Annotated in this window: 28 protein-coding genes; 11 read left to right on the forward strand and 17 right to left on the reverse strand. The window is 71.9% G+C overall.

Annotated elements, in window-relative coordinates; genetic code table 11:
• Positions 1-18: 18 nt before the first annotated feature.
• The gene (gene murI, locus ACZ4TR_RS21370) at positions 19-825 is read right to left on the reverse strand and encodes a glutamate racemase (RefSeq protein WP_360675249.1); all 807 of its coding nucleotides are present in this window, start codon (positions 823-825) and stop codon (positions 19-21) included.
• Positions 822-1,466 (reverse strand): rhomboid family intramembrane serine protease, encoded by a 645-nt coding sequence (locus tag ACZ4TR_RS21375; RefSeq protein WP_465288657.1) that lies wholly within the window; start codon positions 1,464-1,466, stop codon positions 822-824. The genes murI and ACZ4TR_RS21375 overlap by 4 nt, the downstream gene beginning before the upstream one ends.
• Before the next feature lie 183 nt (positions 1,467-1,649).
• On the opposite strand from ACZ4TR_RS21375, the gene ACZ4TR_RS21380 reads away from it, so the two are divergent.
• A complete protein-coding gene (locus ACZ4TR_RS21380) occupies positions 1,650-2,501 on the forward strand; it encodes an arylamine N-acetyltransferase family protein (protein ID WP_465288658.1) in 852 nt (283 codons plus the stop codon).
• 1 nt (position 2,502) lies between these two features.
• Here the strand turns inward: ACZ4TR_RS21380 and ACZ4TR_RS21385 are convergent, their stop codons facing one another.
• Complete coding sequence (locus ACZ4TR_RS21385; RefSeq protein WP_465288659.1) at positions 2,503-3,219, reverse strand: aspartate/glutamate racemase family protein; 717 nt, start codon at positions 3,217-3,219, stop codon at positions 2,503-2,505.
• A 9-nt stretch (positions 3,220-3,228) separates the two neighbouring features.
• Here ACZ4TR_RS21385 and ACZ4TR_RS21390 point away from each other — a divergent pair, with 9 nt between their 5' ends.
• Entirely contained in the window at positions 3,229-4,056 is an 828-nt protein-coding gene (locus tag ACZ4TR_RS21390) for an MBL fold metallo-hydrolase (RefSeq protein WP_465288660.1), read from the forward strand.
• Between the two features lies 1 nt (position 4,057).
• On the opposite strand, the gene ACZ4TR_RS21395 is transcribed toward ACZ4TR_RS21390, so the two are convergent.
• The 3 genes from ACZ4TR_RS21395 to ACZ4TR_RS21405 form a co-directional block, all read right to left on the reverse strand.
• On the reverse strand, positions 4,058-5,008 hold the full coding sequence (locus ACZ4TR_RS21395; protein ID WP_364520617.1) for a PLP-dependent cysteine synthase family protein: 951 nt from the start codon (positions 5,006-5,008) through the stop codon (positions 4,058-4,060).
• Positions 5,009-5,011: 3 nt separating this feature from the next.
• Positions 5,012-5,284 carry a MoaD/ThiS family protein gene (locus ACZ4TR_RS21400; protein ID WP_086679767.1) on the reverse strand — a complete coding sequence of 91 codons (273 nt, stop codon included), beginning with the start codon at positions 5,282-5,284 and terminating at the stop codon, positions 5,012-5,014.
• 67 nt (positions 5,285-5,351) lie between these two features.
• Positions 5,352-5,759, reverse strand: a complete 408-nt coding sequence (locus ACZ4TR_RS21405; protein WP_093948156.1) for a M67 family metallopeptidase — start codon at positions 5,757-5,759, stop codon at positions 5,352-5,354.
• An 82-nt stretch (positions 5,760-5,841) separates the two neighbouring features.
• Here ACZ4TR_RS21405 and ACZ4TR_RS21410 point away from each other — a divergent pair, with 82 nt between their 5' ends.
• Positions 5,842-6,222, forward strand: coding sequence for a hypothetical protein (locus ACZ4TR_RS21410; RefSeq protein WP_465288661.1), 381 nt, complete (start codon positions 5,842-5,844; stop codon positions 6,220-6,222).
• 394 nt (positions 6,223-6,616) lie between these two features.
• Here ACZ4TR_RS21410 and ACZ4TR_RS21415 read toward each other — a convergent pair whose 3' ends face one another.
• Genes ACZ4TR_RS21415 through clpS form a run of 3 tightly spaced genes read right to left on the reverse strand, consistent with a single transcriptional unit; the run spans position 6,617 to position 8,447 of the window.
• Positions 6,617-7,597, reverse strand: coding sequence for a P1 family peptidase (locus ACZ4TR_RS21415; RefSeq protein WP_465288662.1), 981 nt, complete (start codon positions 7,595-7,597; stop codon positions 6,617-6,619).
• Positions 7,594-8,151 (reverse strand): DUF2017 domain-containing protein, encoded by a 558-nt coding sequence (locus ACZ4TR_RS21420; protein ID WP_364520611.1) that lies wholly within the window; start codon positions 8,149-8,151, stop codon positions 7,594-7,596. The genes ACZ4TR_RS21415 and ACZ4TR_RS21420 overlap by 4 nt, the downstream gene beginning before the upstream one ends.
• A complete protein-coding gene (gene clpS, locus ACZ4TR_RS21425; RefSeq protein WP_285476174.1) occupies positions 8,148-8,447 on the reverse strand; it encodes an ATP-dependent Clp protease adapter ClpS in 300 nt (99 codons plus the stop codon). Before clpS ends, ACZ4TR_RS21420 begins: the two co-directional genes overlap by 4 nt.
• A 74-nt stretch (positions 8,448-8,521) precedes the next feature.
• Between clpS and ACZ4TR_RS21430 the strand changes: the two genes are divergently transcribed.
• Genes ACZ4TR_RS21430 through ACZ4TR_RS21440 form a run of 3 tightly spaced genes read left to right on the forward strand, consistent with a single transcriptional unit; the run spans position 8,522 to position 11,056 of the window.
• Complete coding sequence (locus ACZ4TR_RS21430) at positions 8,522-9,823, forward strand: nicotinate phosphoribosyltransferase (RefSeq protein WP_465288663.1); 1,302 nt, start codon at positions 8,522-8,524, stop codon at positions 9,821-9,823.
• A gap of 22 nt (positions 9,824-9,845) precedes the next feature.
• Positions 9,846-10,415, forward strand: a complete 570-nt coding sequence (locus tag ACZ4TR_RS21435; RefSeq protein WP_465288664.1) for an isochorismatase family protein — start codon at positions 9,846-9,848, stop codon at positions 10,413-10,415.
• Positions 10,412-11,056: a bifunctional 4-hydroxy-2-oxoglutarate aldolase/2-dehydro-3-deoxy-phosphogluconate aldolase gene (locus ACZ4TR_RS21440; protein WP_465288665.1), complete on the forward strand. Its 645-nt coding sequence runs from the start codon at positions 10,412-10,414 to the stop codon at positions 11,054-11,056. The genes ACZ4TR_RS21435 and ACZ4TR_RS21440 overlap by 4 nt, the downstream gene beginning before the upstream one ends.
• A gap of 5 nt (positions 11,057-11,061) precedes the next feature.
• Here the strand turns inward: ACZ4TR_RS21440 and ACZ4TR_RS21445 are convergent, their stop codons facing one another.
• A complete protein-coding gene (locus tag ACZ4TR_RS21445) occupies positions 11,062-11,679 on the reverse strand; it encodes a choice-of-anchor P family protein (RefSeq protein ID WP_465288973.1) in 618 nt (205 codons plus the stop codon).
• A gap of 306 nt (positions 11,680-11,985) precedes the next feature.
• Between ACZ4TR_RS21445 and ACZ4TR_RS21450 the strand changes: the two genes are divergently transcribed.
• From ACZ4TR_RS21450 to ACZ4TR_RS21460, 3 genes are all read left to right on the forward strand, one after another.
• Positions 11,986-12,576, forward strand: coding sequence for a biotin transporter BioY (locus ACZ4TR_RS21450; protein WP_364520603.1), 591 nt, complete (start codon positions 11,986-11,988; stop codon positions 12,574-12,576).
• 122 nt (positions 12,577-12,698) lie between these two features.
• Entirely contained in the window at positions 12,699-14,750 is a 2,052-nt protein-coding gene (locus tag ACZ4TR_RS21455; protein ID WP_465288666.1) for an ATP-dependent DNA helicase, read from the forward strand.
• A gap of 58 nt (positions 14,751-14,808) precedes the next feature.
• Positions 14,809-15,150, forward strand: coding sequence for a hypothetical protein (locus tag ACZ4TR_RS21460; protein ID WP_155541322.1), 342 nt, complete (start codon positions 14,809-14,811; stop codon positions 15,148-15,150).
• Between the two features lie 239 nt (positions 15,151-15,389).
• Here the strand turns inward: ACZ4TR_RS21460 and ACZ4TR_RS21465 are convergent, their stop codons facing one another.
• The 4 genes from ACZ4TR_RS21465 to ctaD form a co-directional block, all read right to left on the reverse strand.
• Complete coding sequence (locus tag ACZ4TR_RS21465) at positions 15,390-15,791, reverse strand: OsmC family protein (protein WP_465288667.1); 402 nt, start codon at positions 15,789-15,791, stop codon at positions 15,390-15,392.
• Positions 15,792-15,807: 16 nt separating this feature from the next.
• Positions 15,808-16,587, reverse strand: a complete 780-nt coding sequence (locus ACZ4TR_RS21470) for a peptidyl-tRNA hydrolase (RefSeq protein ID WP_465288668.1) — start codon at positions 16,585-16,587, stop codon at positions 15,808-15,810.
• On the reverse strand, positions 16,584-17,813 hold the full coding sequence (serB, locus tag ACZ4TR_RS21475) for a phosphoserine phosphatase SerB (protein ID WP_364520594.1): 1,230 nt from the start codon (positions 17,811-17,813) through the stop codon (positions 16,584-16,586). Before serB ends, ACZ4TR_RS21470 begins: the two co-directional genes overlap by 4 nt.
• A 115-nt stretch (positions 17,814-17,928) precedes the next feature.
• Entirely contained in the window at positions 17,929-19,719 is a 1,791-nt protein-coding gene (ctaD, locus tag ACZ4TR_RS21480; protein ID WP_364520592.1) for an aa3-type cytochrome oxidase subunit I, read from the reverse strand.
• Between the two features lie 135 nt (positions 19,720-19,854).
• Between ctaD and ACZ4TR_RS21485 the strand changes: the two genes are divergently transcribed.
• Complete coding sequence (locus tag ACZ4TR_RS21485; RefSeq protein ID WP_465288669.1) at positions 19,855-20,676, forward strand: phosphotransferase; 822 nt, start codon at positions 19,855-19,857, stop codon at positions 20,674-20,676.
• On the opposite strand, the gene ACZ4TR_RS21490 is transcribed toward ACZ4TR_RS21485, so the two are convergent.
• Positions 20,664-21,425 (reverse strand): alpha/beta fold hydrolase, encoded by a 762-nt coding sequence (locus ACZ4TR_RS21490; protein ID WP_465288670.1) that lies wholly within the window; start codon positions 21,423-21,425, stop codon positions 20,664-20,666. The genes ACZ4TR_RS21485 and ACZ4TR_RS21490 overlap by 13 nt on opposite strands.
• Between ACZ4TR_RS21490 and ACZ4TR_RS21495 the strand changes: the two genes are divergently transcribed.
• Positions 21,424-21,963, forward strand: coding sequence for a GNAT family N-acetyltransferase (locus tag ACZ4TR_RS21495; protein WP_465288671.1), 540 nt, complete (start codon positions 21,424-21,426; stop codon positions 21,961-21,963). The two genes, ACZ4TR_RS21490 and ACZ4TR_RS21495, sit on opposite strands and share 2 nt — an antisense overlap.
• Positions 21,964-21,999: 36 nt before the next feature.
• Here the strand turns inward: ACZ4TR_RS21495 and ACZ4TR_RS21500 are convergent, their stop codons facing one another.
• Positions 22,000-22,305 (reverse strand): hypothetical protein, encoded by a 306-nt coding sequence (locus ACZ4TR_RS21500; RefSeq protein ID WP_364520584.1) that lies wholly within the window; start codon positions 22,303-22,305, stop codon positions 22,000-22,002.
• 264 nt (positions 22,306-22,569) lie between these two features.
• Positions 22,570-23,694, reverse strand: coding sequence for an alkaline phosphatase family protein (locus ACZ4TR_RS21505; protein ID WP_465288672.1), 1,125 nt, complete (start codon positions 23,692-23,694; stop codon positions 22,570-22,572).
• Between the last annotated feature and the right edge of the window lies 1 nt (position 23,695).

The raw sequence follows: 23,695 nt of genomic DNA on the forward strand, positions 1-23,695 counted from the left end.
AAGCGCCGGGAAGCCTGATCACGCGGTGGTGGGAGCGAGGACACCCGGGGCGAACCCCATGAACCGCTGGGCGAGCCGGGTGAACGGCTCGGCCGAACCGGTGGCGAGGAACTCGTGCCGCGGCGGCGTCTCCCGGGTCGTCAGCAGGTCCCGCTCGGTGAGCACCCGGACGACGTCCTTGGCGGTCTCGTCCGCGCTCGACACCAGGGTGACCTCCTGGCCCATCACGATCTGCAGCACGCCCTGCAGGAGCGGGTAGTGCGTGCAGCCGAGCACGAGCGTGTCGACCTCGGCGTCGAGCAGCGGCTGCAGGTAGCCCTGCGCGAGCCCGAGGACCTGGCGGCCGGAGGTGATGCCGCGCTCGACGAAGTCGACGAACCGCGGGCAGGCGACGCTGGTGAGCGTGATGCCCGGCGCGGCGGCGAACGCGTCCTCGTAGGCGCGCGACCGCACGGTGCCCTCGGTGCCGATCACGCCGACGCGGCCGGTGTGCGTGGCCACGACGGCGCGGCGCGCGGCGGGCAGGACGACCTCGATGACCGGGACGTCGTAGCGCTCGCGGGCATCGCGCAGGCAGGCCGCGGACGCCGTGTTGCAGGCGATGACCAGCGCCTTCACGCCGCTTTCGACGATCTCGTCGAGGGCCGCGAGCGCGTAGCTGCGGGCGGTGGCGATCGGGAGCGGGCCGTACGGGTTGTGCGCCGTGTCGCCGACGTAGCGGAGCTGCTCCGCGGGCAGCTGCTCGAGGAGCGCCCTCGCGACCGTCAGCCCGCCGACACCGGAATCGAACACGCCGATCGGGGCATCAGCGGGCGAAGAGGTCACCCTTCGAGGTTACCCGGCACCGCCGGCTCGGTTTTGCGCGACTTGCCCGTGCGGCCGGTCAGCCACGCCGCGAGGACGCCGGCCAGCGCGCCGAAGACGTGTCCCTGCCACGAAACACCGCTGTTGCCCGGCAGCAGCCCGAGCAGCATGCCGCTCCAGACGCCGAGCAGGACGACGGCGACCAGGATCTGCCCGGCCGCGCGGTTGAAGATGCCGCGCACCAGCAGGTAGGCGAGCCAGCCGAAGGCCAGCCCGGACGCGCCGACGGTGACCGCGTTCGCCGGCCCGATCAGCCACACCCCGAGCCCGGACACCACCCAGATGATGGCCGTGACCAGGGCGAACCGGCCGATCCCGGCGGCCATGGCGAGGAAGGAGAACACAAGCACCGGCACGGTGTTCGCGAACAGGTGCGACCAGCCGGCGTGCAGCAGCGGCGCGAACAGCACGCCGTCGAGACCGGACAGCGCCCGCGAATGGATGCCGCCCTGGTCCAGGTCGCCGGGCAGGATCACGTCCACCAGCTCGACCAAGTAGAGCAGCAGGGTGAACGAGAGCGCGACGAGCGCGGCCGCCTTCGGCCGCGGTGGCAGCACGCGCTTGGCGGCGTCGGTTTCCGGGGCGGGGTTCAAGGTGCTCACGTGATCGACGCTACGTCGGTCCGGGCGCGCGCACCTCGGGTGAAATCCCTGATCCCGGCAGTGAGGCTTGTTCAGCCGTCGCCCGGCGCAAAGGTCACCACCGGTCGGCGGCCTGCGGTCCGTCGCGCCGGTCTAACCAGAACAAGCCTCATTTTGTCGGTGCCTCCCGCTAGCGTTTCGGACATGGGGAACTTCGACGTAACCGGATACCTGGAGCGGCTCGGCCTGGAGGCGGAGCCGCCGAGCGTGGCCGCGCTGTGGCGGCTGCACGCGGCGCACGTCGAGCGCGTGCCGTACGAGGCGCTGGAAGTCCAGCTCGGGCGGTCGACACCGCTGGAGCCGTCGGCGTCGCTGGCGCGGATCCTGCGTGGTCGCGGCGGGTACTGCTATCACCTGAACGGCGCCTTCTCGGCCCTGCTGCGCGAGCTCGGTTACCAGGTCACGCGTCACTTCGGCGGGGTGCAGGGCAGCGCGGGCGACGCGCCGAACATCGACCGCAACCACCTGGCGCTGACCGTCACCGGCGTGCCGGACGAGCCGGAGACGACGTGGCTGGTGGACGCCGGGCTCGGCGACGGCATCCACGAGCCGCTCCCCCTACGGGAAGGGTTGTACACCCAGGGCCCGCACATCTACCGGCTGCGGCCGTCGGAGGTGGCGCCGGGCGGCTGGCGGTTCGACCACGACCCGTCGGGCAGCTTCACCGGCTTCGACTTCGCGCCGGGCGCGGCGGAGATGGCCGGCTTCGCGGAGAAGCACGCGTGGCTGTCGACGGCGCCGGAGTCGGGGTTCGTCCGGGTCTGCGTGCTGCAACGCCGGGACTCGGCGGGCGTCGACACCCTGCGGGCGCTGACCCTGAACCGTCACGGCGTGAAGGAGCTCGTCGACTCCCCGGCGGACTGGTGGACGGCCGCGTCGGACGTCTTCGGCATCACGCCGGACCTGTTCACGGCCGGGGAGCGCGAGCGACTGTGGCGGCAGGTCGTGACCCAGCACGAGGCGCACGTGAGCGGCGGGCCGGTGGTCGCCGTGTGACTCAGGCGGGTGGCGCGGGCAGCGGGATCTTGCCCAGCGCGAAGTCGACAGCCGCGTCGGCGTGCAGGCGGGTCGTGGGGAACGTCGGCACCGGCGAGTCCTCCGGGCCGACGAGCAGCTCGATCTCGGTGCACCCGTAGATGACGCCCTCGGCACCCGCATCGACCAGCCGGTTGATCACGCCGCGGTAGGCCTCGCGGGACTCGGGCTTCACGACGCCGAGCACCAGCTCGTCGTAGATGACGCGGTGGACGAGGTCGCGGTCTTCGGGTCTCGGCACGAGCACGTCCAGCCCGTGCGCGGCCAGCCGGTCGCGGTAGAACGGCTGCCCCATGGTGAACCCGGTCCCGAGCAGGCCGACCCGGCGGATCCCGGCGGCCTTGATGGCCGCGGCGGTGGCGTCGCCGAGGTGCAGCAGCGGGATGCCGAGGCCGCCGGTGAGCCGGTCGGCGACCTTGTGCATGGTGTTGGTGCAGAGCACGACGAAGCCGGCGCCCGCCGCTTCGAGCGCGCGAGCCGCCCGGTTCAGCTCGGCACCGGCGTCGTCCCAGCGGTCTTCGGCCTGCATGCGCTCGATGGCGGCGAAGTCGACGGAGTAGAGCACGGTGTGCGCGGAGTGGAACCCCCCACGCACGGTCCTCACCCGTTCGTTGACGAGCCGGTAGTACTCGATCGACGATTCCCAGCTCATCCCACCCAGCAGCCCGATGACCTTCATGATGTCAGCATGCCCGAACTGCGCACGGCTTTCGCCGGGGTTTCGAACGTCCTGGTCACCGACGGCACCTCGAGCGTCCTGGTCGACGGTTTCTTCTCACGGCCGTCGCTGCTGAAGGTGGCGACGCGCGTGGCGCCGGACCGCGGCCGGATCGACGAGGCCCTGCGCCGCCTCGGCGTCACGAAGCTCGACGCCGTCCTGGTGGCGCACTCCCACGTCGACCACGCCCTCGACGCGCCGGTCGTCGCCCAGCTGACCGGCGCCACGCTGGCCGGCTCGCCGTCGACCCGGAAGGTCCAGGAAGGTTACGGCTTGGCCGCCGAGCCGTTCGAGGAGCTCATCCCGGGCAAATCCGTGGAGTTCGGCGCTTTCACGGTGACGCCGGTCGATGCCGAGCACAGCGCCGGCGACCGGGTGCCGGGTGAGATCACCGAGCCCGTCCGGCTGCCGGCCAAGGCGAAGGCCTTCAAGACCGGGCGCTGCTACTCGTTCCACATCGCACACGCGGCGCGCAACGTCGTGGTCCACGCGTCGGCGAACTTCGTGCCCGGAGCCCTCGAGGGCTACTCGGCGGACGTCGTCTACCTGGGCGTCGGCGCGGCGGGAAAGCAGACCGAGGAGTGGCGGGAGCAGTACTGGCGGGAGACCGTCGGCGCGCTCGGCCCGCGCGTCGTGCGGCCGGTCCACTGGGACGCCTTCTGGCGCCCGCTCTCGAAGCCGCTCAAGCTGCTGCCGAAGGTGTTCGACGACCTGGGCGCGACCATGGCCACCTTCGAGCGGCTCGCCGAGGCAGACGGGATCGGCCTCGCCCTCCCCGAACTTTGGAAGGCCGAGTGACTCAGGCCCAGAGCTGCCCGTCGAGCCGTGCCGCGGCCTCGTCGAGCGATCCCGCGTAGGCGCCGGTCGAGAGGTACTTCCAGCCGGCGTCCGCGACGACGAAAGCGACGTCCGCGGTCTCGCCGCGAGCGGCGGCCTTTTCCGCGACGGCCAGCGCCGCGTGCAGCACCGCGCCCGTCGAAATGCCCGCGAAGATGCCTTCGTTCTCCAGCAGCTCACGCGTGCGGCGCAGCGCGTCGTACGCGCCGACGGAGTAGCGGCCATTGAGGACACTCGGGTCGTACAGCTCCGGGACGAACCCCTCGTCGAGGTTGCGCAGGCCGTACACCAGCTCGCCGTAGCGGGGCTCGGCCGCGATGACCTGGACGTCCGGCTTCGCCTCGTGCAGGTACCGGCCGACGCCCACCAGCGTCCCGGTCGTGCCGAGGCCGCCGACGAAGTGCGTCAGCGTCGGCAGGTCCTTGAGCAGCTCCGGCCCGGTGCCGCGGTAGTGCGCTTCGGCGTTGGCCGGGTTGCCGTACTGGTAGAGCATCACCCAGTCCGGGTTCGCCTCGGCAAGCTCCTTCGCCCGCCGGACGGCCTCGTTCGAGCCGCCCGCGGCCGGCGAAAACACGATCCGCGCGCCGTAGGCCTGCAGCAGCTGCTTGCGCTCGGTCGAGGTGTTCTCCGGCATCACGCAGACCAGCCCGTAGCCCTTGAGCTTGGCGGCCATGGCCAGCGAGATGCCGGTGTTGCCCGACGTCGGCTCCAGGATCGTGGAGCCGCGCCGCAGCTTGCCCTCGCGCTCGGCGGCCTCGATCATGGCCAGCGCGGGGCGGTCCTTGATCGAGCCGGTCGGGTTGCGGTCCTCCAGCTTCGCCCACAGGCGCACGTCGTGCGTGGGCGAAAGCCGGGGCAGCCCGACCAGCGGGGTGCCGCCGAGCGCGTCGAGCAGGGACTCGAAGCGAGCCATCGATCAGCCACCGGCCACGGCGGGGAGGATGGTCAGGGTGTCGCCGTCCTTGACCTCGGCCTCGAGCCCGCCGGCGAAGCGCACGTCCTCGTCGTTGACGTAGACGTTGATGAAGCGGTGCAGCTTCTCCTCCTTCACCAGGCGGCCCTTGATGCCGGCGTGGCGGGACTCGACGTCGTCGATGACCTCGAGGACGGTCGCGCCCTTCGCCTCGACGGACTTCTCGCCGCCGGTGTGGGTGCGCAGGATCGTCGGGATGGAGACGGTCACGGCCATGGGTTCTTACCTCCGGTGGGTTCTTACACGCAGACGCCGGTGGCGCGGCGGTTTATTCCGAGGGGACTCAGCCGACGATCTCGACCGGCTCCTCGGTGATCTCGGCGTCCACGATCCGGTACGACCGGAACTCGTGCACTTCGGGGTCGCGGGTGGAGACGAGCACGTAGTGCGCGTCCGGCTCGGCCGCGATGTTCGCGTCGGTCCGCGACGGGTAGGCCTCGGTCGCGGTGTGCGAGTGGTAGATCACCACGGGCACCTCGTCGTTGGCGGCCATCTCGCGGTAGAGCTTCAGCAGGTCACCGGAGTCGAACTCGTAGAACGTCGGCGAGCGCGCGGCGTTCAGCATGGGGATGAACCGCTCGGGCGAATCCGACCCTTCGGGCCCGGCGATCACCCCACAGGCCTCGTCGGGATGGTCACGGCGGGCATGGGCGACGATCTCGTCGACGAGTTCACGGCGGATCCGGAGCACACCCACATCTTAGGTGGTGGACACAAGCTGTCCAGATCGTGAGACATACCGCTCACCAGGGAATCCTGGGACACTGAGGCCCATGCCGCTGTCGTCGAAAGTGCGCGATCGGTGCCGGAGGTACCTCGGCACGGACGAGCGGATCCAGTACGTCATCCCGGGCATGTCGCTCTACGTCAACCGCTCCCACATGCGCGTCGGGTTCCTGGTCATGGTGACCGACCGGCACGTGACGCTGCTGGCCTGCAGCCGCTGGACCTTGCACCGCCCCAAGCAGATCTGGGAGCGCCTGCCACGCGACACCGAGCTGGGGCCGCTGGAGATCCACCCGTCGCTGGGCCCGATCCTCTCCGTCGCCGGGATCGACCTGGAGATCGACGAGGAGTACGTGAGCGCGGTGCGCGCCGCCAACCTGGAGTTCAAGGACGACGCCCTGCCCGAGGACCCCTACCCGGGCGGCTGACCCTGGTCACAGCTCCAGGAACACCGGCACGTCGTCCCGGGCCGGCGCGGCCGTGGCGACGTGACTTTCCAGGTCCTGCAGCCAGACGGCGGTCCGCTCGGCGCCCCACCGCGCCGCGAACATGCTGGTGCCAGCCGCAGGGTGACCGTTTGGGCGTGGACGAGCGCGACCCGCAGGCAGCGGGCGCTCGCCAGGCGAGATCGAGCTCGGTCCCGCCGTCCCAGGCCGCGAGCACCCGGGCGAAGGTGGCGGCCACCTCGGCCCGCATCAGCCGACGAGCTCCTCCAGCACCAAGGTCACTCCGGGGAAGCTGTTCACGTCGTCGTTGTGGATCCGGACGATCCGCTTCTCCTCGGTCCGCAGGCGAGGATGATCCGTGCGCCGCGTCCCGGTGTTACGCGAACGCTTCCGGCCACACGTCCCGGTAAGCCGGCACTCCACCCGCGGTCGTCGCCGCCAGCAGGCCGTGCACCATCGCCCGCGCGAACACCCTCGCTGCCGCCGAGCACAGCGCGTCCAGCACTGCCGGGCGCGCCGCCGCGCCGAACGGGCCGCTCGCGTCCGGCAGCTCGCGCGCGCCCGTGGCCAGCGCGAACACCGTGTCGCCGTCGAACATCGTGTGGGCCGGGCGCACCGCGCGGGCCAGCCCGTCCTGGGCCGCGACCGCGATCCGGCGCGCCTCGGCCTTCGACAGCGCCGCGTCCACCGCGACCACGCCGATGGTCGTGTTGAGGTCGGTCGAGCGAGTGGGCAGTGAAGCAGGCCGCGAAGGCCAGGTCACGCCGAAGTCGCCGTGGTCGGCCGCATACGCGCGTCCGGTCGAGAGGTCCACCGCTTCGCCCGCGGCATTGACCGCCGCCAGGGCCCCGACGGTGAACTCACCGACGACCTCACTGGCCGAGCCGATGCCGCCCTTGAGCGACCCGACGGCCGCCCCGGCACCCGCGCCGACCGTCCCCTGCGCGAACGAGCCGGAAGCCGCTTCACACGCCGCGTAGCCGAAGGACGCGTCGGGCCGGTTGCTCCACTCGCTGCGCGGCAGGTCGAACAGCACCGCCGCGGGCACGATCGGCACGACCTCGTGGGGCCGCGTGCCGACCGGGAAACCCAGGTTCCGCTCGGCGAGCCACCGCATGACGCCGTCGGCCGCGGCCAGCCCGTACGCGCTCCCGCCGGACAGGCAGATCGCGTTGACCCGCTGCACCAGGTTCTCCGGCTCCAGCAGGTTCGTCTCCCGCGTGCCGGGCGCGCCGCCGCGCTGGTCGACCGCACCGACCGCGCCCTCGGCCACCAGGACCACCGTCGTCCCGGTCGCCCAGCCGTCGCCGACCCGCTCGTGGTGCCCGACCAGGACCCCCGGCACGTCGGTGATCATCCGGTCAGCGCCTGGATCAGCGTCTCCTGCACCCAGGTCAGCCAGTGGTAGACGCCGAGGTGCGGCGCCCGCGGGTCGTCTTCGGGCAGCTCGTCGGGCATGTCGTCGGTGACGTCGAGCGCGGTGCCGAGCGCCAGCCGGACGTCGTTGAGCGCGCCCAGCCAGGCGTCGGCCTGCTCCTCGGTCAGCCGGACGTGGCCGCCGTCGCGGGGCAGCGTGTCGAGGACGATCTTGGCCACGCCGACCTTGAGGTCGAGCAGCTCCGGCTCGTGCAGCGAACGCATCGCCGACGCGGAGTCGAGGTCCTCGCGGGTCGGGTTGTCCGGGTCGAGCTTGTGGAAGTCCGGCAGCAGCCGCGACAGCACCGGGTCGTCCGGCGACTCGGTCGGCCCGGTCCGAATGCCGGTCAGCTCGGCGAGCTCGTCCTGCGGCGCCTCCTCGGCGCGCGCGGTGAGCATGTCTTCGAGCTGGCTGACCAGCCCGCGCAGCACCGCGGCTTCCTGCTGCTCGAACCCGGCGTGGATCACCGCGCCCTTGCGCCGCCAGCCGTTCACGAGGTCTGCTCCATCGTGGCCCAGAGGCCCGCCGCGTGCAGTTTCGCCACGTCGGTCTCGACCTTCTCCTTGGTGCCGGACGAGACGATCGCCTTGCCCTTGTGGTGCACGTCGAGCATCAGCTTGGTGGCGTGGTCGCGCCCGTACCCGAACAGCTTTTGGAAGACGTACGTCACGTACGACATCAGGTTGACCGGGTCGTTCCACACCACGGTCCGCCAGGGTGTGTCCGACTCGGCGACCTCGGCACCGGCCGGCTCGACCTGCGTCTGCTCGGCTGCGACAGGCATGGACATGCACCCCATGGTGTCACGGGGGCGACAGGGTACGCCGCGCCAGGTCCGGCCATGTGGGTGAATAGGCTGACCCCATGGGTTCACCGGAGCCGGCCACGACCAGCACTGCGCTGCTCACCGACCACTACGAGCTGACCATGCTGGGCAGCGCGCTCGCCGACGGGACGCACGCGCGGCCCTGCGTGTTCGAGGTGTTCGCCCGGCGCCTGCCGGACGGACGCCGCTACGGCGTCGTCGCGGGTACCGCCCGCGTCCTCGACGCCATCGCGGACTTCCGGTTCACCGACGCCGAACTGGCGCAGCTGGAAGCCACCGCGGTCGTCGACGACGCGACGCTGTCCTGGCTCGCGGACTACGAGTTCTCGGGTGACATCGACGGCTATCCCGAGGGCGAGCTGTACTTCCCGGGCTCGCCGTTGCTCACCGTCACCGGCTCGTTCGCCGAGTGCGTGCTGCTCGAGACGCTGGTGCTGTCGATCCTCAACCACGACAGCGCGATCGCCTCCGCCGCGGCCCGGATGTCCGGGGCCGCGCACGGCCGCCCGATCATCGAGATGGGCGGGCGCCGCACGCACGAGTACGCCGCGGTCGCGGCGGCGCGGGCCGCCTACCTGGCCGGGTTCGCGACGACGTCCAACCTCGAGGCCGGCCGCCGCTACGGGATCCCGACGCGCGGAACCGTCGCGCACGCCTTCATGCTGCTGCACGACAGCGAAGAGGCGGCGTTCCGCGCGCAGGTCGAGAAGATGGGCGCCGACACGACGCTGCTCGTCGACACCTACGACATCACCGCCGGCATCGAGACCGCCGTCCGCGTCGCCGGGCCGGAGCTCGGCGCGATCCGGATCGACTCGGGCGACGTCGGCCCGCTCGCCCGCCGCGCCCGCGAGCAGCTCGACTCCCTCGGTGCGAAGGACACCCGGATCGTCGTCTCCGGCGACCTCGACGAGCACGCCATCGCGGCGCTGCGCGCGGAGCCCGTGGACGCGTACGGCGTCGGGACGTCAGTGGTCACCGGGTCCGGCGCGCCGACCGCCGGGATGGTCTACAAGCTGGTCGAGGTGGACGGCAGGCCGGTCGCCAAGCGCAGCGCCCACAAGGAGTCCCGCGGCGGGCGCAAGTCCGCGCTGCGGCGCCACCGCGGCACCGGCACGGCGGTCGAAGAGGTCGTCTGGACGACGGCGGGCGACGCACCCGAGCCGGACGCGAACGACCGGCCCCTGCAGATCCCGCTGATCCGCGCCGGGCGCCCGGTGGCGGACCTGCCTACGCTCGACGACGCGAGGCAGCGGCTGCGCCGCGGCCTGGTCAGCCTGCCGTGGGAGGGCCTCAAGCTCTCGCACGGCGAGCCCGCTATCCCGACGCTCTTCCTCTGATCCTCTGAAACGGAGACCGGCCATGGGGACCGCGCTGATCGTGGTGGACGTGCAGAACGACTTCTGCGAAGGGGGTTCGCTGGCCGTCGCGGGCGGCGCGGCGGCCGCGGAGACGATCTCCGCGCTGAGCAACGGCGGCGGCTACTCGCACGTGGTGGCCACCCGTGACCACCACATCGACCCGGGCGCCCACTTCAGCGATACCCCGGACTTCAAGGAGAGCTGGCCGCCACACTGCGTGGCCGGCACGCCGGGCGCGTCGTTCCACCCCGCGCTCGACGTCGTCCCGATCGGCGAGGTCTTCTCCAAGGGCGAGTACAGCGCGGCCTACTCCGGCTTCGAGGGCGCGTCCCGGGACAGCAAGTCCCTGGAGACGTGGCTGCGCGAGCACGACGTGACCGACGTCGACGTCGTCGGCATCGCCACCGACTACTGCGTGCGGGCGACGGCGCTCGACGCGGCCCGGGCCGGGTTCGGCGTGCGGGTCCTGCTCGACCACACGGCCGGGATCGCGCGTGCTTCGGTCGACAGCACGTTGCGGGACTTCGACGAAGCCGGCGTCGCGTACACCGGAACGGCGCACGTCGCGTGAAGGATCTGCAGGCCGCGCTGGCGGAACACCGGCTCGTCGCGATCCTGCGGGCGGCCGACGCGTCGCGCTTCGCCGACGCGGCGATGGTGCTGCACGCGGCGGGCATCCGCCTGCTCGAGGCGACGCTGACGACACCGGGCGCGCCCGCCGCGATCACCTCGCTGCGCCTGGCGCTCGGCGACGACGCGCTGATCGGCGCGGGCAGCGTCCGCGAACCATCCGATGTGGACATCGCGGTCGACGCGGGTGCGGCGTACCTGGTCACGCCGACGGTGAACCCGGCGGTCCTGGAACGCGCCGCCGGGCTGGATACGCCGGTGATCTGCGGCGCGCTGACGCCCACGGAGATCGACCAGGCCTGGCGCCTCGGCGCGGCCGCGGTCAAGGTGTTCCCGATCGCGGCGGTGGGCGGGGTCGCCTACCTGCGCGCGGTTCGGGCCCCGCTGCCCGACGTCCCGCTGGTCCCGACGGGCGGCGTCCACCTGGCCGACGTCGAGCGTTACCTGCGCGCGGGCGCGATCGCGGTGGCCGCGGCGACGCCGTTGCTGGGCGACGCGCTCTCGCCCAGCGGAAGCCTCCCGGACCTGGCGGCGCGAGCCGGCGAGTTCGTCGCGGCGGCGGCCCGCTTCACCACCGCCTGAGCGCGCTACTTCTTGCCGAACGGGTCGCAGGCCGCCGTGCCCAGGTAGATGTCACCGCTCGCCGGGCCGCCCTGCGGGAACAGCTTGACGTGCAGCGCGTGCGTCACGAGGCTGCCGTCCGGCGGCTGGGGCGTCACGGTCTCGTTGAGCACCACCGTCGCCAGCGCCGTGCCCGCCGGCCCGCCCGGGATGACGATCCGGTGGTTCGGCGGGATCTGCGCGGGCACGGTGATCCCGTCGACCGCGCCGATCGAGACTTCGCCGCCGCTGCCGGTCTCCGACGTGGCGCACTTGGCCGAGTAGCTGCGGACGGTGATCACCGGGCCGCCGAAGCGCTCGAGCACGCCGGCTTCGAAGCGGTGCCCGGTCGCCTGCGCGATCGCCACGTCGCCCGACCGCCCGCAGCCGCTCTCGCCGGTGCCGAACGTCGCGACGTCCCCCGTCACGCCTCCCTGCGTGCGCGCGCGCAAGGGGCCGTCGGCCGTGCATTTCGCCAGGTCACCCGTGACGACGTGCTCGTTGTCGATCGTCACGTCCAGCGAGCCCGCGGACGCCCATCCGGTGGACGTCGCGGGGGCCGCGGCGGCCAGGAGGGGCGCGGCCAGCGTCGCCGCCGCCAGCAACCGGAATGTCCTCTTCCTGGCGTTTCGCATCCACCGGCCTCCTAGGTTCCGTGACAGTTCGTAGTTACCCCTTTCGTCATCGGCAGGCACGCGGGCACCCCTGATCGGGTCCACCCGGACGGGTGGCCGGTGAGGAACGCAACTTCCGGGGTTTTCCCGGGGTAACGAGCGTTACTGTGCCGTTCGTTGCCCACCCGGCAGCAGCCACGGCGGAGACCCGCGCCTCGCGCTGATCGGTCGCGGAACGTATCCGCCTGCTTTCGGCCGGATGGGCAACGGCGATCTTTGCTCACCCAGGGAGGTTCTGTGTCTTCGCTGTCCTTCGCCGGCAAGCGGCCCGTGCTGGCCGACCTCGTCCCCGGCTCGCTCGTCCGGGACATCGCGCTGGTCGCCGGCGGTGCCGTGCTCACCGGCGCCGCCGCGCAGCTGACCATCCCGGTGCCGGGCAGCCCGGTGCCGATGACCGGCCAGACGTTCGCCGCACTGCTGGTCGGCGCGTCGCTCGGCATGTCGCGCGGGGCCGCGTCGATGCTGGTGTACCTGCTGGTCGGCGCCGTGGGCGTGCCGTGGTTCCAGCACGGCACCGCGGGCCTGTCCGGCGCGAGCGCCGGCTACATCGTCGGGTTCGTCTTCGCCGGCGCGCTGGTCGGCGCGCTCGCCGGCCGCGGCGGCGACCGGACGCCGGTGCGCACCGCGGGCACCATGGTGCTCGGCAACCTCGTCGTCTACGCGTTCGGCGTGCCGTGGCTGATGGCCTCGACCGGGTTCGACCTGACGACGGCGTTCGCCAAGGGCGTGACGCCGTTCCTGATCGGGGACGCGATCAAGATCGTCGTGGCCGCCGGCCTGCTGCCGCTCACCTGGAAGCTGGTCTCGGGCCGCCGTTCCGAGGACTGAAGTGAGCTGAAGGGCACCTTCCTCGCGTCTGACGCGAGGAAGGTGCCCTTCGGCACACGGCGCGAGTGGCCCGTTCGCGACGGAGCACCGATCCTGTCGGCGGTGGCGGCTAATGTGTCGCTGTGCCCGCTCGAACAGACTTCCCCGGCGTCCTCGAACTCCTCACCCACGCGGTGGAGTCCGTAGGCGGTGCCGAACGCCCCGGGCAGGTCGAGATGGCCGACGCCGTCGGCCGCGCCATCCGCACCGGCGAGCACCTGGCCGTGCAGGCCGGCACCGGCACCGGCAAGTCGTTGGCCTACCTCGTTCCCGCGATCCGCCACGCCGTCGAGAAGGAAGCCACCGTCGTGGTTTCCACGGCGACGATCGCGCTGCAGCGCCAGCTCGTCGACCGCGACCTCCCGCGCCTGGCGAAGGCGCTGAAGAAGCCGCTGGGCCGCGAACCGACCTTCGCGATCCTCAAGGGCCGCCGCAACTACATGTGCCTGCACCGCCTGGACTCCGGCGCGCCGGACGAGCCGGAGGACGCCCAGCTCTTCGACCCGTTCGCGGTGTCGCGCCTCGGCAAGGAGGTCACGCGGCTGCGGGAGTGGGCGTCGGACACCGAAACCGGCGACCGCGACGAGCTCGTCCCCGGCGTCACCGACCAGGCGTGGCGCCAGGTGTCCGTGACGGCGAAGGAATGTCTCGGCGCGTCACGCTGCCCGATCGGCACGGACTGCTTCGCCGAGAAGGCCCGCGCCGAGGCCGGCCGCGCCGACGTCATCGTGACCAACCACGCGCTGCTGGCGATCGACGCCCTGCAGGGCTACCAGGTCCTGCCGGACCACGACGTCGTGATCATCGACGAGGCGCACGACCTCGTCGACCGCGTCACCTCCGTCGCCACCGGCGAGCTCACCAGCGCGATGTGCGCGGCGGCCGCGCGCCGCTGCGGCAAGCTGATCGACGCCGACGTCGCCGACGGCCTCCTGGAGGCCGGTGACGGGCTGGCGCTGATCGTCGACGACCTGCCCGCGGGCCGGATGGACGAGCTGCCCCAGCCGTTGAGGGGCGCGATCCCGGCGATCCGCGACGCCGCGCACCGGTGCATCACGGCGCTGGGCTCGGATCGCAAGGAGGACGTCGAAGGCGCCACCGCGCGCAAGCTGGCGCGCTCGCTGCTCGACGAGGTGCACGACACCGCGGTCCGGCTGCTGGAGGCGTTCGACGACGACCAGGCCCACCAGCGCGACGTCGTCTGGCTCTCCGGCGACAAGTACTCGTCGAACCCGCGGCCGCCGGCGCTGAAGGTGGCTCCGCTGGGTGTCGCCGGGCTGCTGCGCGAGCGCGTCTTCAACCTCCACACGACGGTCCTCACCTCGGCGACGCTGACGCTGGGCGGCACGTTCGACACCATGGCGCGGCAGTGGGGGCTCCCGCCGGGCGCGGCCCGCGTCGAGAAGGCCCCGGGGGCCGCGACGGACAAGGAAGCGCCGTCCGACGCCGGCACCGGGCCGAAGTGGACCGGCCTCGACGTCGGCTCGCCCTTCGACCACAAGCGCAACGGCATCCTCTACCTGGCCAAGCACCTGCCGCCGCCGGGGCGCGACGGCCTGGCGGCGTCCACAATGGACGAACTGGCGGAGCTGGTCGATGCCGCGGGCGGGCGCACGCTGGGGCTGTTCTCCTCGATGCGGGCGGCCAAGCAGGCGGCCGAGGAGATGCGCGGGCGCCTCGACTTCCCGATCCTCTGCCAGGGTGAGGACGCGACCTCGCTGCTGGTCCAGAAGTTCTCCGAGGACGTCCGCACGTGCCTGTTCGGCACGCTGAGCCTGTGGCAGGGCGTGGACGTCCCCGGGCCGTCGCTGCAACTCGTGGTGGTCGACCGGATCCCGTTCCCGCGCCCGGACGACCCGGTCTCCTCGGCTCGCCAGCGCGCGGTGGAAGCCCGCGGTGGCAACGGCTTCCTCACCGTGGCGGCCACGCACGCGGCGCTGCTGCTCGCGCAGGGCACCGGGCGGCTGCACCGGTCGGTCACCGACCGCGGAGTGGTGGCGGTGCTGGATTCGCGGCTCGCGAACGCCCGCTACGGCGGATTCCTCCGTGCTTCGCTGCCGCCGTTCTGGCCGACGATGGACCCGAAGGTGGCGCGTGACGCCTTGCGCCGGCTGGACGCAGCCGCGCCCGCGTGACGCGGTCCACGGCCGCGCCCGGTACGGTGAACCCACCGACGCAGCAAGGGAGCACCGGTTGACCCAGGATTCGTCCAGCGCACAGTCCCGGACCGTCAGTGTCGACGACACCGGCGTGCGGCGGCGGCTCGCGGACGGCAGCGAAGAAGCTGTCACGTGGGCCGGCCTGTCGTCGGTGATGGTCCGGGTGATCCCCGACGGCCCGTGGAACGAAGACGTGTTCTTCATGCTGGTCGGAACCGACGGCAAGGGCACCGCGGTGCCCAGCGGCGATCCGGCGGCCGACGCGCTGATCGAGCGCCTGCAGTCGTTGCCGGGCTTCGACAACGAGAAGTTCATCGAGGCCATGACGACCGACGCCGACCAGGCCTACGTCGTCTGGGAATCCAGCGAGAACTGAGGTGCGCTGCCCGATCTGCGGTGCGGAAGACGGCCTGAGCCGCCTCGCCGATCTCCAGCCCCAGAACTGGATTCACCTTCTCTTCAAACGTCCGGGATTTCTCGGGTCGCGTCCGCACTTCATGGCGCGTCATGCCCGCGCCTACCGGTCGTGCGGCGGTGTTCTGCCGTGCCTCGACCAGGCGGACCGCGAGAAGCTCGCCGGGGACTGGCCGAACCTCATCCCGGTCGCTCCCGACCCTAAGCCGGGAACTCCTCCGTCACCGGGATCCCCTTCTTGAGCGTCCGGCTCACCGTGCAGAGCCGCTCGATCGCGCGATCCACGGCCCCGGCCAGCGCCTCCCGCTGATCCGCCGCCAAAGTCGACACATCGACATCGAAGGCGACGTGTACCGCGTCCAGCTCCGAGGCCCCCGCACGCCGGTCGGCTTCGACGGTCACGCGGAACTTCGCGTCTTCGCCCACCCGCCGAGTGATCAGCTCTTCGGCGGTCACCGCGCTGCAGCCCGCGGCCGCGATCTGCAGCAGCTCCGCGGGCGAGAACGCCCCTGCCGCGCCAGTGCGGCCCAGCCGCACCGAAGCACCCCGGTCGTTGCGGCCGACGAAGGAGTGTTGGCCGTCTCGTTGTACTTCGAGTCCCATGCCCGCTCCAACCCGGTCAGGAAACCGCTTGTTCCGGCGCCCACTGGGCGAGAACCGTGATGGTGCCCGGATCGACCTCGGTGAACCCGGCGTCCCGCACGGCGACGACGCGATCGCGCCGCCACGCGCCCTCGGGGTCGTCACCGGGGTGCAGTTCCTTCCACCGCGCGACACTCGCCGTCCGCACGGCGGTCCGGTAGCCCCGCGCGGCCCAGCCGGCCAGGGCGTCGTCGTCCAGCAGCGCGGCGAGGATCATCGTGGCGTGCCCGACCTGGGCGGCGGCCTTGCCGACGGTCATCGGCGCGTGCGGGTTGAGCAGGAGCAGCGGGACACCGGCGGGCGGCGGCCCGGGCTCGTCGGGCGGCAGCTCGCTGCCCGAGATCTGCAGCCGCGAGACCTCCTTGGGTGCCTCGGCGACCAGTCCCGGCACCAGGGCTCGCGCCTCCGCGCCGTCGATCTCGACCGTGATGCCCGGCAGGTCCTGGACGGCCGCCCAGTGCGCGCCCCGGGCCCGCCGCGCCACCTTGCGGATCCGGTTGTCGAGCCACGCGTGCATCGGCTCGGCCCACTCGCCGCCGGGCTCGGCGCGCTCGTCGAGGCAGACGGCCAGCGCGGCGGCCGCCGCGGCCTCCAGCAGCGGCGTGCGGGCCGGCGGCTCGGCCCGCTCTATGCGCAGGATCACCGGCATCGCCCGGACTTCCTCCGGGAGCTCGTCCGAAGTGTCCGAGGTGTCTTCGGCCGGAAGCCCCAGCCAATAGGCGTAGCGGGCACCCAGGGGGTCGAGAACGCTGCTCACGGCCGCATCAGCTCGAGCCCGTCGGCGGCGTCGGCCGCCTCGACCTCGCCGCGGGTGAGGCCGAGCACGAACAGCACGGCGTCGAGGTACGGGTGCGAGAGCGCGGTGTCGGCCACCTCGCGCAGCGCGGGCTTGGCGTTGAACGCGACGCCCATGCCCGCCGCCGACAGCATGTCGATGTCGTTGGCGCCGTCCCCGACCGCGACGCACTGTTCCAGCGGGATGTCGTACTCGCCGGCGACGCGGCGAAGCACCTTCGCCTTGCCTGCGCGGTCGACGACATCCCCGACCACGCGCCCGGTGAGCTTGCCGTCGACGATCTCGAGTTCGTTCGCCGCCGCGAAGTCGAGTCCGAGCTCCTCGACGAGGCCGCCGATGACCTGGGTGAACCCGCCGGACACCACGCCGGTCTTGAACCCCATCCGCTTGAGCGTGCGGATCGTGGTGCGGGCGCCCGGGGTCAGCTCGATCGTCGCGGCGACCTCGTCGATCACCGTCGCGGGCAGGCCCGCCAGCAGCGCGACCCGGCGTTCCAGCGACTCCGTGAAGTTGAGCTCGCCGCGCATGGCGGCCTCGGTGATCTCACGGATCTGCGGCTCGACGCCGGCGTGCGCGCCCAGCATCTCGATGACCTCGCCCTGGATGAGCGTCGAGTCGACGTCGAAGACGACCAGCCGCTTCGCGCGGCGCGTGATCCCGGCCCGTTCGACGGCGATGTCCACGCCCGCCTCGACCGCGGCATCGGCGAGCTCCGAGCGCAGGGCCGCGTCGGCTTGCGGGGTGTCCTGGTCGACCGAGACGTACAGCTCCAGCCCGGTCACCGGGTAGTCGGCGACGCTGCGGATCGCGTCGATGTTGGCGCCGAGCGACGCCAGCCGGCGCGCGACCTCCGAAAAGCCCCGCGCGGTGACCGGGCGGCCGAGGATCACCAGTACGTGCGAAGAGTCGCGGCGGCCGAGCGCGAACGGGTCGTCCCCGATCGCCGAGCCGATCTTGACCTCGACCGTCATGCCTACGGACGCCATCGCCTGCTCGACGGACTCCTGCAGGCCCTCCGGATCGCGGTACACGCCGGCGAGCACGCCGAGCACGAGCTGCCCGCGGATGACGACCTGCTCGACGTCGAGCACGTCGACGTCGTGGCGGGTCAGCACGGCGAACAGCACGGACGAGACGCCCGGCTTGTCGGGCCCGGTGGTCGTGATCAGGACGGGGGTCTGGGTCACTGGTCATCCCTCGTTCGGCGACGCTGCACGATCAGTCTGCCGGTCCGGACACGGACACAAGTAGAGCGCGTGCCCGGCTTCACAAAAGCCGGGCACGCGCTCACTCGATCGGGTCCTACTTGCCGTCGTCCTGCTCGCTCGCGTTGTCCCGGGAGTGGTCACCCGGGATCACCGCTTCGGTGAGCACCTGCGACGGCGCCGCGTGGCTGTTGACCTTCTGCTTCCCGAAGAAGCCGATCTCGCCCTCGTTGTGGAGGCGCTCGATCATGTGCGGGTAGTGCAGCTCGAACGCGGGCCGCTCCGAACGGATCCGGGGCAGCTCGGTGAAGTTGTGCCGCGGCGGCGGGCAGGACGTCGCCCACTCCAGCGAGTTGCCGTAGCCCCACGGGTCGTCCACCGTGACGATCTCGCCGTACCGGTAGCTCTTGAAGACGTTCCAGATGAACGGCAGCGTCGAGGCACCGAGGATGTACGCGCCGATCGTCGAGATCGTGTTCAGCGTCGTGAAGCCGTCACTGGTCAGGTAGTCCGCGTACCGGCGCGGCATACCCTCGGCACCCAGCCAGTGCTGGACGAGGAACGTGCCGTGGAAGCCGATGAACGTGGTCCAGAAGTGCCACTTGCCGAGCTTCTCGTCCATCATCCGGCCGGTGATCTTCGGGAACCAGAAGTAGATGCCGGCGAAGGTGGCGAACACGATCGTGCCGTAGAGCACATAGTGGAAGTGCGCGACGACGAAGTAGCTGTCCGACACGTGGAAGTCGATCGCCGGCGCGGCCAGCATGATGCCGGTCAGGCCGCCGAAGAGGAACGTGACGATGAAGCCCATCGAGAAGATCATCGGCGTCTCGAAGGACAGCTGGCCCTTCCACATCGTGCCGATCCAGTTGAAGAACTTCACACCGGTCGGGACCGCGATCAGGAAGGTCATGAAGGAGAAGAACGGCAGCAGCACGGCCCCGGTGGCGTACATGTGGTGCGCCCACACCGCGACCGACAGCGCCGCGATGGCCAGCGTCGCCCAGACCAGGCTCTTGTAGCCGAACATGGGCTTGCGGCTGAACACCGGGAAGATCTCCGACACGATCCCGAAGAACGGGAGCGCGACGATGTAGACCTCGGGATGGCCGAAGAACCAGAACAGGTGCTGCCAGAGGATCACGCCGCCGTTTTCGGGGTCGAACACGTGCGCCCCGAGGTGCCGGTCCGCCAGCAGGCCCATCAGGGCCGCGGTCAGGATCGGGAAGGCGAGCAGGATCAGGATCGACGTCACCAGGATGTTCCAGGTGAAGATCGGCATCCGGTACATCGTCATGCCCGGCGCGCGCAGGCAGACCACGGTGGTGACCATGTTGACCGCGCCGAGGATGGTGCCGAGACCGGAGACCACCAGGCCGGAGATCCACAGGTCCGCGCCGACGCCCGGCGAGTGGATCGCGTCCGACAGCGGGGTGTAGGCGAACCAGCCGAAGTCGGCGGCGCCACCCGGCGTCAGGAAGCCCGACAGCACGATCAGGCCGCCGAACAGGTACAGCCAGTACGAGAACGCGTTCAACCGCGGGAACGCGACGTCCGGCGAGCCGATCTGCAGCGGGAGCACGAAGTTCGCGAAACCGAAGAGGATCGGGGTCGCGTACAGCAGCAGCATCACCGTGCCGTGCATGGTGAAGAGCTGGTTGTACTGCTCCTGCGAAAGGAACTGCTGCCCGGGCCGCGCCAGCTCGGTGCGGATGAGCATGGCCATCGCGCCGCCCGCCATGAAGAAGGCGAACGACGTGACCAGGTACATGATCCCGATCTGCTTGTGGTCCGTCGTGCGGAACAACCGCAGCAGGTACGAACCCTTGACCGACTCGCGCGCGGGGTACGGGCGCGTCGCGATCGGCTTGGGGGCTACGGCCGTCACTCCTGCCTCCAACACTGAAACCTCGGGGTGGTCATCGTCCGGCCGCCGGGCGCGGGCGAGGCCCGGTTCCGGCGGTCATGGGGATCGTAGCCCTCGCTACCGACAGTCGCGCGCACCGGCTGGCAAGATCGGGCGGTGGCCGACGAATACACGCGCGCCGCGGTCCGCGCGGCACGGACCGTCACCTCCCGGCTGGGTCTGCGCGAGCACGAGCCCGAGGTGCTCCACGAACGCTCGAACGTGCTGGTGAAGCTGGGTCCGCTGGTCGCGCGGGTGCCGGGGACCACCCGCCTCTCCCGGCCCGGTCCGGCGTGGCAGGAACGGGACGTGGCGCTGTCCCGGTTCCTCACCGAACGTGGTGTGCTCGTCGTCTCACCGGCCACCGATCCCCCGGCCGGACCGCATTTCGCGGAGGGCCTGCCCGTCACGCTCTGGCACCACACCCCGCACGATCCGGACCACCGGTACGCACCGGACGTCGTCGCGCGTTCGCTCGCCGAGGTGCACGCCGCGTTGCGGGAGTTCCCCGGCGAGCTCCCCCGGCGCGGCCCGCTCGACGACCTGGAGCTGATCTTCGACCGGCACGATCTGGACGGCGAAACGCCCCGGCTGCGCGCGGAGGCGGCCCGCCTCGCCGCGACGCTGCCGGACCTCGCCGTGCAGCCGCTGCACGGCGACGCGCACCCCGGCAACCTGATCGCCACTCCCGCGGGCCCCTGCTGGCTCGACTTCGAGGACACCTGGCTCGGGCCGCTGGCCTGGGACCTCGGGATCCTCGCCCGGCAGGGCGGCCCGGAGTTCGTGGCCGCCTACCCGGGCTCGTCCGACGAGACCGCGCTCGAGCCGTGGATCCGGGTACGGGAGCTCTACGCGGTCGCGTGGCAGTACGTGATCTCGATCCGGTTCCCGCACCGGCTCCCCGGCGCCCGCTCGGCGCTCGCCGCCTACTTCTCGTGAGTCGCCGGGTACCAGGAAAGGATCGCCTCGACCACGCCCGCCGGGTCCTCCAGCGGGGTCAGGTGGCCGGCTTCCGGGAGCACCACGAGCGTCGCGCCGTCCATGACCTCGGCCATCGCGCTCGCCGCCGAAACCGGGGTGATCGGGTCCTCTTCGCCGACGATGACCAGCGCGGGAACGCCGCAGTCCCGCAGCAGTTCCTGGGAATCCGGCCGGGTCCGCAGCGCCAGCGCCGTCCACGAGATGCCGGCCGGCGGCTGGGATTCGATGATCTCCCGGACGGTCTCGACGACGTCCGGGCGCTGCTCTCGCGTCGACCCGGCCAGCAGGTTCGGCAGGTTGGCCTCGGCGAGCCAGCCCCCGGTGCCTTCGTCCTCGACGCGCTGGGCGACGTCCAGCCGGCTCTGCGCGGCCTCGGGCGTGTCCGGCGCGGCCTTCGTGTCGATGAGCACGAGCCCGCCGACCCGCTCCGGTGCCAGCCGCAGCACGGCCATCGCGAGGTAGCCGCCCATCGAGCAGCCGCCGAGCACGACGCGGTCCAGTTCCAGGCGGTCCAGCAGGGCGACGACGTCGCGCGCGGCGTCCTCGAGGTCCGGTTCGCGGTCCGAGTCCGGCAGCGGCGAGCGGCCCAGCCCGCGCTGATCCGGGGTGATCACCCGAAGGTGTGAAGCGAGGGGCTCGCGCACCGCGTTCCACATGCGGGAATCCAGGGGGAAGGCGTGGAGGAGGACCAGCGGCAGTTCGGTCATGGGCGTCATTTTGTCGGACCCCCTCGCTAGCTTCGCCGATGTGTTCACCGACATCGAAACCGGCCGGCTGCTGCTGCGTCCGCTCCACGAGGCGGACCGGCAGGCGATGGTCGACATCCACACGGACCCGCGCACCAACCGCTTCAACCCCGACCCGCCCGACGTCCCGCGCGCGTCGGCGATGTTCTCGGAGTGGCTGGTGCACTGGGCCGAGCACGGCTTCGGCTACCCGGCGGTGACCGAACGCGGCGGCACCGAGGTCATCGGCATGTGCGGGGTGCGCATGCGGGAGTTCCACGGCGAGAAGGTGCTCAACCTCGGCTACCGGTTCCGGCCGTCGGCGTGGGGCAAGGGGTACGCGGTGGAGGCCGGGCTGGCGGTCCTGGAGTGGTGTGCCCGCGAACTGCCGTCGGTGCCGGTGCTGGCGAGCGTCAGCACCGCGAACAAGCCGTCGCTGCGGGTGGCGGAGCGGCTCGGCTTCACCGAGTACACGGAGGAGATGTACGACGGCGCCTTCTCGCGGCACTACCGGCGCTGAGCCGGACGATGTTTGACAACTCCAGAAGGAAACGCGTCACCGGCGGCGGTTCGGCCGCCGGCGCGCCCGGGCGTCCCAGCAGGGCCGGTGCCAGTGCCGCCGGTCGGCGACCGAGCCGGTCTCGTCGGCGGGCCAGACGACGAGGTGCGGCGTGCCCGGCCGGATCTCGTGGTCGCAGCCGGGGCAGCGGTAGTCCTTGGTGGCCTGCGAGCCGGGCACGGTCCGCACGAGCCAGTCGCCGTCGGTCCCGGACTCGGCACGGGCCCAGCCGGTCGCGGCGCCGAGGTCGCGTTCGGGCGGCCCGCCGTCCGCGCGGCGGCCGGGACGGTTGCGTCGAGGCACGCCCAAACGGTATCCGCCACCCTCGCACCCCTCGCCCGGTCCCTCCACCCGCGAACCGACCCCCCAGGTCCACAAGCCGACCCTCCGATCACGCGTGATGCCCCTCCAATCACGCGTGATGCCCCTCCAGACACGCGAGATTCCCCTCCAGACACACGTGATGCCCGTCGGGGCTGGCCGCGCTCGCCCCGCCCACTCGGTACGCAGTGGACAGGTCGAAACACCCGAGGGGCTCGCCGGAGCACCTTCCCCAAACGGGAACCGTCAGCCCTGGGCGAGGGCCAGTGGCACCAGCTGTTCGGCGGTGGTGAGCGACCCGTGCTGTCCGATCAGCGACGACTCCACGGCTTCGGCGAGCCCCCGCACCATCCCGAAGCGGCCCCGGGCCGCCGCGACGACGTCGCCGATCCGCGGCAGCACGCGATCGCTGACCGTGTGCCCGAACCACCCCTCGGCGATGGCCTCCTCCCGCGACCGCACCCAGGCCCGCTCGCCCAGCACCGCCCGCCAGGCCGCGAGGACGTCCGCGGCCGCGCCCGGCTCGGTGTAGACGTGCCGGGCGCGCACCTCGCCCCCGAAGGTCCGGACCCCGGAAAGCAGCTCCGGGACGTCTTCGAGGTCGAGCTTGTCGTCGACGGCGACCATCCCGTGGTCGGCCACCACCGCGAGCAGGGCACCGGCGGGCAGACCGTCCACAAGGGACTCGACGAGCCGGTCGATCTGCCGCAGCTGCATCCGCCACGCGGTGGACCCGGGGCCGTACACGTGCCCGAGCAGGTCGAGTTCGTTGTGGTAGGCGTAGCAGAACGCGCGCCCGCCGAGCACCGACAGCGTCCGCGCGGCGAGGTCGCCCAGCGCGTGCACCCCGGCGTAGCGCGCCCCGGCCTGGGTAGCCATGGTCAAGGCCGTGTCGCGGTACTGGGCGGACGACACCACCGCGGCATCGACGCCCGCCGCGGCCGCCCGTTCGAACGTCGTCGGCAGCGGCTGCACCTCGCGTGGCGGGAGAGCGCCGCGCAGGTCGCTGCCGTCCTCGTGGCTGCACCAGCGCAACGCGTTGAGCACACCGGTGCCCGGCATTTCGAACGTGTAGCCGACCATGCCGTGCTCGCCGGAAGCGAGCCCGGTGCCGATCGCCGCGACCCCGGCGGCCGTCGTGGACGGGAAGCCCACGCGCAGCGACTCCCGGGCGAGCTCGGTCAGCACCGGTGCGTCCGAGGCGTACTCGGCCAGCAGCTCCCAGCCGAGCCCGTCGACCAGCAGGACCCCGGCACTGCGGGCCTCCGGCAGCGCCAGCGTGCTGCCGAAGCCGGGCACCCCGAGCGCGGCGAGCAGGGACGGGACGACCTGGCCGAGGTGCGGAACGTCGGCGAGCATGGGCGGCTGCACG

Source organism: Amycolatopsis sp. NPDC028719, assembly GCF_055565395.1.

Coding starts and splice junctions, on each gene's coding strand:
- ACZ4TR_RS21380 (WP_465288658.1), top strand. CDS start 1,650: ATGGGGAACTTCGACGTAACCGGATACCTGGAGCGGCTCGGCCTGGAG.
- ACZ4TR_RS21385 (WP_465288659.1), bottom strand. CDS start 3,219: ATGAAGGTCATCGGGCTGCTGGGTGGGATGAGCTGGGAATCGTCGATC.
- ACZ4TR_RS21390 (WP_465288660.1), top strand. CDS start 3,229: ATGCCCGAACTGCGCACGGCTTTCGCCGGGGTTTCGAACGTCCTGGTC.
- ACZ4TR_RS21395 (WP_364520617.1), bottom strand. CDS start 5,008: ATGGCTCGCTTCGAGTCCCTGCTCGACGCGCTCGGCGGCACCCCGCTG.
- ACZ4TR_RS21400 (WP_086679767.1), bottom strand. CDS start 5,284: ATGGCCGTGACCGTCTCCATCCCGACGATCCTGCGCACCCACACCGGC.
- ACZ4TR_RS21410 (WP_465288661.1), top strand. CDS start 5,842: ATGCCGCTGTCGTCGAAAGTGCGCGATCGGTGCCGGAGGTACCTCGGC.
- ACZ4TR_RS21415 (WP_465288662.1), bottom strand. CDS start 7,597: ATGATCACCGACGTGCCGGGGGTCCTGGTCGGGCACCACGAGCGGGTC.
- clpS (WP_285476174.1), bottom strand. CDS start 8,447: ATGTCCATGCCTGTCGCAGCCGAGCAGACGCAGGTCGAGCCGGCCGGT.
- ACZ4TR_RS21430 (WP_465288663.1), top strand. CDS start 8,522: ATGGGTTCACCGGAGCCGGCCACGACCAGCACTGCGCTGCTCACCGAC.
- ACZ4TR_RS21435 (WP_465288664.1), top strand. CDS start 9,846: ATGGGGACCGCGCTGATCGTGGTGGACGTGCAGAACGACTTCTGCGAA.
- ACZ4TR_RS21465 (WP_465288667.1), bottom strand. CDS start 15,791: ATGGGACTCGAAGTACAACGAGACGGCCAACACTCCTTCGTCGGCCGC.
- ACZ4TR_RS21495 (WP_465288671.1), top strand. CDS start 21,424: ATGGGCGTCATTTTGTCGGACCCCCTCGCTAGCTTCGCCGATGTGTTC.
- ACZ4TR_RS21490 (WP_465288670.1), bottom strand. CDS start 21,425: ATGACCGAACTGCCGCTGGTCCTCCTCCACGCCTTCCCCCTGGATTCC.